Source organism: Micromonospora acroterricola, assembly GCF_003172955.1.
Classification (GTDB): Bacteria; Actinomycetota; Actinomycetes; order Mycobacteriales; family Micromonosporaceae; genus Micromonospora; species Micromonospora acroterricola.
On record NZ_QGKR01000241.1, the window covers coordinates 22,240 to 28,985 of the forward strand.

At 74.7% G+C, this 6,746-nt stretch carries 4 protein-coding genes; 3 read left to right on the top strand and 1 reads right to left on the bottom strand.

Annotated elements, in window-relative coordinates:
• The first annotated feature begins 265 nt into the window (after positions 1-265).
• Positions 266-883 (top strand): NAD(P)H:quinone oxidoreductase, encoded by a 618-nt coding sequence (wrbA, locus tag DKT68_RS21560; protein ID WP_109819215.1) that lies wholly within the window; start codon positions 266-268, stop codon positions 881-883.
• An 84-nt stretch (positions 884-967) separates the two neighbouring features.
• Here wrbA and DKT68_RS21565 read toward each other — a convergent pair whose 3' ends face one another.
• Positions 968-2,890, bottom strand: a complete 1,923-nt coding sequence (locus DKT68_RS21565; RefSeq protein ID WP_109819216.1) for a chorismate-binding protein — start codon at positions 2,888-2,890, stop codon at positions 968-970.
• Between the two features lie 262 nt (positions 2,891-3,152).
• On the opposite strand from DKT68_RS21565, the gene DKT68_RS21570 reads away from it, so the two are divergent.
• Together DKT68_RS21570 and DKT68_RS21575 are read left to right on the top strand one after the other, a co-directional pair.
• Positions 3,153-4,538: an FGGY family carbohydrate kinase gene (locus DKT68_RS21570; RefSeq protein ID WP_109819217.1), complete on the top strand. Its 1,386-nt coding sequence runs from the start codon at positions 3,153-3,155 to the stop codon at positions 4,536-4,538.
• A 126-nt stretch (positions 4,539-4,664) separates the two neighbouring features.
• On the top strand, positions 4,665-6,746 hold a 2,082-nt coding region (locus DKT68_RS21575; protein WP_236647019.1), incomplete at its 3' end, for a sensor histidine kinase.

Below are 6,746 nucleotides of genomic sequence, written 5' to 3' on the forward strand. Positions count from 1 at the left end.
GACCGCGCTACGCCAGCCTCGTTGCCGGCGGAGCGCGATCCCCCGTTCAGGCGCCCGGCGCGGGCGGCGGATGACGTCCCGCCGGCGCCGGTGACATCAGGATCGCGCTCGGTGGCGGCCGGGTAACCGCGACGCCCGTGAACTTGCGGAAAACTTGAGCCCGCGGCCGGCCCGCTGGCGCGGGCGGCGCGGCGTGGGCTGTCGTTTGACGCCGCGGGCACGGGGTAGTCGCCGGAGCTGACTCAGACGAGAAGGGGAACATCTGATGGCTGCCCAGACCAAGGTAGCGGTGATCTACTACAGCGCCACCGGCACCACGTACCAGATGGCGCAGGCCGTGTGCGAGGCCGCCGGGGATGCCGGCGCCGACGTGCGCCTGCGCAAGGTGCGCGAGCTGGCGCCGGACGAGGCGATCCGCTCGAACTCCGGTTGGCAGGCGCACCAGCTGGAGACGCAGGACGTGCCGGAGGCGATGGTCGACGACCTGGCCTGGGCCGACGTGGCGATCCTCGGCGCGCCCACCCGGTACGGCATGATCGCCGCACAGCTGAAGCAGTTCATCGACACCACCGGTCCCCTCTGGGGCCAGGGGGCGCTGGCCAACAAGGTCTACTCCGCCTTCACCTCGACGGGGACGTTGCACGGCGGTCACGAGACCACGCTGACCTCGCTCTTCAACGTCTTCTACCACTGGGGTGGGATCGTGGTCGCCCCCGGTTACACCGACACGAGTCAGTTCATCGCCGGCAACCCGTACGGCGCCTCGCACACCAGCAACAACGGGGAGATCGCCCCGGACAGCGTGGCGCTCGGCGCCGCCGCGCTCACCGCCCGCCGGGCCGTGCAGATCGGCGCCGCGCTGAAGATGGGCCTCGCGGGCTGATCCGTACCGGGACCGGTGGCCGGACGGGGGCTCTCGGTCCCGTCCGACCACCGGTCGATCCAGCCGTACCCTCGGGCGCGGCGACTATGCCCGTCCGCCCGCAGCGGACAGCTCGTCCGGGTGCGCCGCCGGCAGCAGGTCGCCCAGCAGCTCGGTCATCACGGCGAGCCCGTCCGGGCTGAGCACCGACTCCGGGTGGAACTGCACCCCGGCGAAGGCGCGCCCACGCAGGGCGTGCACGGCGCCGTCGCGGACGTCGCGAGCCAACTCCACCGGCCCGTACGCGGTGTCCAGCCGGTCCGCCTCGGCACGGGCGGTGAACGTCGAGTAGAAGCCGACCCGGCGGGCCCGGCCGAACAGCCGCACCTCCCGTTGCAGCCCCTGGTAGGGGGCGTCCCGACGGTGCAGCGGCAGCCCCAGCAGCCCGGCCAGCACCTGGTGGCCGAGGCAGACCGCGAGGGTCGGCCGGCGGCTCGCCAACAGCCCCGCCAGCAGTTCCCGCAGCGCCACCATCTTCGGCTCGTCCGGGCTGCCCGGGTCGCCCGGCCCCGGCCCGGCCACCACCAGGTCGTAGGTGTCGACCGGGCCGGTGGCGTGCCACGGCCGCAGCGTGACCGCGAGACCCAACGCGTCCAGCTGGTGGGCCAGCATCCCGGTGAAGGTGTCCTCGGCGTCCACGATCAGCGCCCGGCGTCCGGCCAGCCCGGGAAGCCCCGGCGCGTCCGGCGCCCGCTGGTCGAGCCAGAACCGTGCCAGCGGCGCGTTACGCGCGGCGAGCGCGTCGCGTACCGCCAAGTCGTCGGCCAGCCGCGCGACCGGCCCGCGGCCGCCGGCGGGCGCCGCCGGGCCGAGACCGAGCGCGGCCAGCACCCCGGCAGCCTTGGCGTGCGTCTCGGCGACCTCGCCGGCCGCCGTCGAGTGCCGGACGAGGGTGGCGCCCACCGGCACGCGCAGCCGGCCGGTGGGGGAGATCTCGGCGGTACGGATCAGGATGGGGGCGTCCAGCGTCTGCCGGCCCGCGTCGTCCTGCCCGAGCAGGGCCAGCACGCCGGCGTAGTAGCCGCGGCCGACGCGCTCGTGGCGGGCGATGACCCGGCAGGCGTTCTCCATCGGACTGCCGGTCACGGTGGGCGCGAACATCGTCTCCCGCAGCACGTCGCGCACGTCGCGGGTGCTGCGCCCGGCGAGCAGGTACTCGGTGTGCGCCAGGTGGGACATCTCCTTGAGGTACGGGCCGATCACCTGGCCGCCGTGCTCGGCGACGGTGGCCATCATCTTCAGCTCCTCGTCGAGCACCATGTACAGCTCCTCGACCTCCTTGGGGTCGGCGAGGAAGCGCAGCAGCGCCGCCCGGTCCGGCGCGCCGCCGGTGGGCCGGAAGGTGCCGCTGATCGGGTTCATCATCACCAGCCCGTCGTCGACGCTGACGTGCCGCTCCGGGCTGGCGCCGACCAGGGTCCGGGTGCCGGTGTGCACCACGAACGTCCAGTACGCGCCGCGCTCGGCGACCAGCAGCCGGCGCAGCGCGGCCAGCGCGGCGGCCAGCGGCGGGCCCTGCACGGTGGCGTGCAGGGTGCGGTGGATGACGAAGTTGGCACCTTCGCCGCGGCCGATCTCCTCCGCGAGCACCCGCTGCACCGTCCGGGCGTACTCCTCGTCGGTGACGTCGAACGCGGCGTCGTCGGTGCGTACCGGCTCGTCGGGCAGCGCGGCCAGCGCGTCGGCCAGGGGGATCCGGTGGTGCGCGCGGATCTGGAGGCATTCCAGCGGGGCGCCGTCATCGACGCAGGCGAAGCCGCGTTCGGCGATCTGCCGGTAGGGCACCACGGCCAGCGTCCGCGCTCCGGGCGCACCCGGTGGCAGCGGGATGTCCGCCAACCGGTCGACGGTGTCGACCGGGCCGGTGAACAGCTCCAGGTCGTCGGCGCCGTCGCGGCGCAGCAGCGCGAAGGGGCCCGGGTCGACGCCGCGGGCGACGGCGGCGAGCAGGTCGGTCAGGTGGGTCATTGGAGTCTCCGTCGGGCCGGGCGCCGCCGGTGGGGCGGCCATCGGGGCCGGGAGATCCGGCGGCCGCCTCGATGGCGGCCGCGTGGATGGAGCTACGCGCGGAGGGTGGCCGCCAGGTCGGCGGGCCACCAGCAGGTCGGATGCGCGAGCATGGGTTCCACCCTACGCGTCGGCCGCCCCGCCGGGTACCCGTTCGGGCGTACCGACGCGCGCTGCCCGACCAGCGTTCCGGCACGGTCGCCACCGGGTAACTTGACCGGCGATGAACATTCTCGCGCTCGACCTGGGCACCTCCTCGGTACGCGGGCTGGTGCTCGACGAGGACACCCAGCCGATGCCCGGCGCCCTGGCCCGTCGGAAGATCACCCTCGCCCTCGGCGACGACGGCACCGGCACGCTGTCCGGTCCCGACTACCTCGCCTGCCTCATGGAGTGCCTCGACGAGCTGGCCGCGGCGGGGCACCTGCGTGACGTCGAGCTGGTGGCGATCTCCGCGCAGTGGCACTCGGTGCTTCCCATGGACGGCAGCGGCGCCCCGCTGGGCCCGGTGGTCACCTGGCTGGACACCCGGCCCGCACCGCTCGACGGGGCACCCGGCCCCGCCGACCCGAACGACTTCCACCAACGCACCGGCTGCTGGTGGCACCGGTCCTACTGGTCGATCCGGCTGCCCTGGCTGCGTGAACGGTCCGGCACCCCGATCACCCGGTTCGTCGGCCTGCCCGAGTACGTGCTCGGCGAGCTGCTCGACACGGCGCCGATGTCGGTCTCCCAGGCCTCCGGCACCGGCCTGCTGGACCTGGGCACCCTGCGCTGGGACGCAGAGGCGCTGGAGCTGGCCGGCGCGCGACCGGAGGAGCTGCCGCCCCTGGGCGAGCTGACCTGGCACGGCCGGCTCCGGGCTGAACACGCCCGCCGCTGGCCGCAGCTCGCCAACGCCCGGTGGTCGCCGCCGGTGGGTGACGGCGCGGCCTCGAACGTCGGCTCGGGCTGCGTCGACCCGAGCCGGGCCGCCGTCACCGTCGGCACCTCCGCCGCCGTACGGCTGATGCAGCGGATCCCGGCCAACCAGCCGCTGCCCCGGCTGCCCGAGCGGCTGTGGCGCTACCGGGTGGACCACGACCACGTCGTGACGGGAGCGGCGTACTCCAGCGGCGGCAGCCTGTTCGCCTGGGCCGATCGGGAGCTGCGGCTGCCCCGGGGCGCCGAGCTGGACGCGGCGCTGGCGCTGGTGCCGGCGGGCGGTGGGCGGCCGGCGGACCCCCGCTTCGGCGGCGACCGGGCTCCGGGACTGGCCCCGGCGGGCACCGGCGAGGTGCGCGGGCTCAGCTTCAGCACCACCGCCGTGGACATCCTCGCCGGCCTGATGCAGGGGCTGTGCGAGCTGGTCGCCGAGGACCTGGCGCTGCTGGAGTCCACGATCGACGAACCGGTCGAGGTGGTGCTGGGCGGCGGCGCGGTGGCCGCCTCCGTGTGGTGGCGGCAGGCGTTCGCCGCCGCGCTCGCGCCGCGGCCGGTGTCGCATCAACGCAACCCGGAGATCGGCGCCACCGGCGCCGCGTTGGTGGCGCTGGGCCGCTTCGGTGACGCGGTGGAGCTGGCCGACATCGGCCGGACGGACGAGCTGGCTTCACCGACCACGACATGACCGTCCCACCCGCAGTATCCTTCCTGAACTTCCTCCCCGTCCGGGCCGTTGACAGCGCTCCCGAGCCTGGTTGGATGGACTGCGCTCCCCGGACCGCGGTGGACGCGGCAGGACGGAGGAGGCACGGTGGCGGTAGGTCCGGACCCGGTGAACGGCGCGGTGTCGAACCACCGCCGGCGTCGCTTCGACGTCCGGGTCGTTCCGCACCGGCGTCGCTCGCCGTTCCGGCTGCGGGACTGGCGCATGAGCACCAAGCTGGCCACCGTGCTGGTGGTGCCGTCGGTGGCGTTCCTGGTGCTCGCCGGTGTGCAGACCAGCACGCTGGTGGGGCGGACCACGGCGCTGAACGACTTCGCCCGACAGGTCGGCATCGGCCGGCAGATCACCGCGGCGGTGCACCAGCTCCAGCAGGAGCGGGACCGGTCGGCCGGTGAGCTGGGCCAGCTGCGCCACGGCGGTGACCGGGAGGCCGCGTCCACCGCGCTGAAGCCGTTGCAGTCGGCGACCGACCGGGCCATCGTGGACCTGCGCCGGGCGGCCGAGCCGCTGGCCGACGCGGACGCGTCCTGGCGGGTCGCCTTCTCCGAGGCGCTGGAGGCGTACGACCAGGTGGTCGACGTCCGGCCGGCGATCCCTCCGGCGGTGCTGAGCAACGACACCATTCTGAGCAACTACCACCGGGCCGTCGACACGCTGCTCGACCTGCTCGCCGAACCGGCGCCGGGCCAGGAACGGCCGGCGCTCAGCGACGCCGTGCTGCGCTACGTCCAGCTGGCCCGGGTCAAGGAGCTGTCCTCCCGGGTCCGGGCCCAGCTCTACGCGGCCGCCCGCGCCGGTCGCTACGGCACGGAGGACCGGGTGCTGCTCACCGACCTGCGCGCCCAGCAGCTGACCGCGCTGGGAGCGTTCCGGGTGGCCGCCACCACCGACCAGATCCGCCGGTACGACGAGACCTCGGTGGACCCGATGTTCCTGGTCGCCACGCAACTGGAGGAGCGCAGCCTGCCGGCCGGCGGCGCGGCGCCCGAGGTGCTGCCGTCGGAGCAGTGGTGGGCGGCCAGCCAGCAGCGTCAGGAGCTGCTGCGCCAGATCGAGGCGGGGGTGCTGGACGACGCCGTCCGGCAGGCCGACGACGCGAGCAGCAGTCAGCTGCGGACCACCCTGCTGGTGGTCGGCGGGGTCGTCGCGGTGCTGCTGGTCGCCCTGCTGATCTCGCTGCTGGTCGGGCGGTCGGTCGCCCGGTCGATGCGGTTGCTGCGCAGCCAGGCGCTGCGGATCGCGCAGGTCGAGCTGCCCGACGCGCTGGACCGGCTGCGGACGGTCACCGGCGGGGTGCCCGGCATCGAGGTCGCGCCGGCGGTGGTCCGCTCGCTCGACGAAATCGGTGAGCTGGCCGAGGCGTTCGTCGCCGTGCACCGCAGCGCGGTCACGGTCGCCGTCGAGCAGGCGACGACGCGGCGCAACGTCAACGCGATGTTCGTCAACCTGGCCCGGCGCAGCCAGGTGCTGGTGGAGCGCCAGTTGGAGCTGCTCGACGACCTGGAGCGCGAGGAGAGCGACCCGGACCAGCTGGAGAACCTGTTCAAGCTCGACCACCTGGCCGCCCGGATGCGGCGCAACGACGAGAGCCTGCTGGTGCTGGCCGGCACCGAGTCCACCCGGCGGTGGAACCGCCCGGTCGGCCTCGGCCCGGTGCTGCTGGCCGCCGCCGCCGAGATCGAGCAGTACCAGCGGGTGCGCCTCGAGTCGGTGGGGGACGTGTCGGTGGTCGGGCACGCCGTCGGTGAGCTGGTGCACATGCTGGCCGAGCTGTTGGAGAACGCCACCGCGTTCTCCCGCCCGGACACCGTCGTGGTGGTGACCGCCCGGGTGGAGTCCGCGGGCGCGCTGATCGAGATCGTGGACCGTGGCCTCGGCATGAGCCCGTCGGCGCTGGCCGAGGCGAACGAGGTGCTGGCCAGCCCGCCGGCCGCGGATGTCGCGACGGTCGAGCGGATGGGCCTGTTCGTGGTGAGCCACCTGGCCGCCCGGCTCGGTGTGCGGGTGCGGCTGGACGGCGGCCAGGACGGCCTGGTCGCCCGGCTCGCGTTGCCCGCCGCGTTGCTGGCACCGGCGGGCGCGGTCGAGCTGGACCCGCCGGCGTCGGCCCGGATGCTGGCGGCGGGCGCCGCTCGGGGTGTGGGCGTGCAGCGGGCGCCGGGGGCCGCC

Bases quoted from the DNA above. Each gene is read 5' to 3' on its own strand.
- wrbA (WP_109819215.1), top strand. From the start codon at position 266: ATGGCTGCCCAGACCAAGGTAGCGGTGATCTACTACAGCGCCACCGGC.
- DKT68_RS21565 (WP_109819216.1), bottom strand. From the start codon at position 2,890: ATGACCCACCTGACCGACCTGCTCGCCGCCGTCGCCCGCGGCGTCGAC.
- DKT68_RS21570 (WP_109819217.1), top strand. From the start codon at position 3,153: ATGAACATTCTCGCGCTCGACCTGGGCACCTCCTCGGTACGCGGGCTG.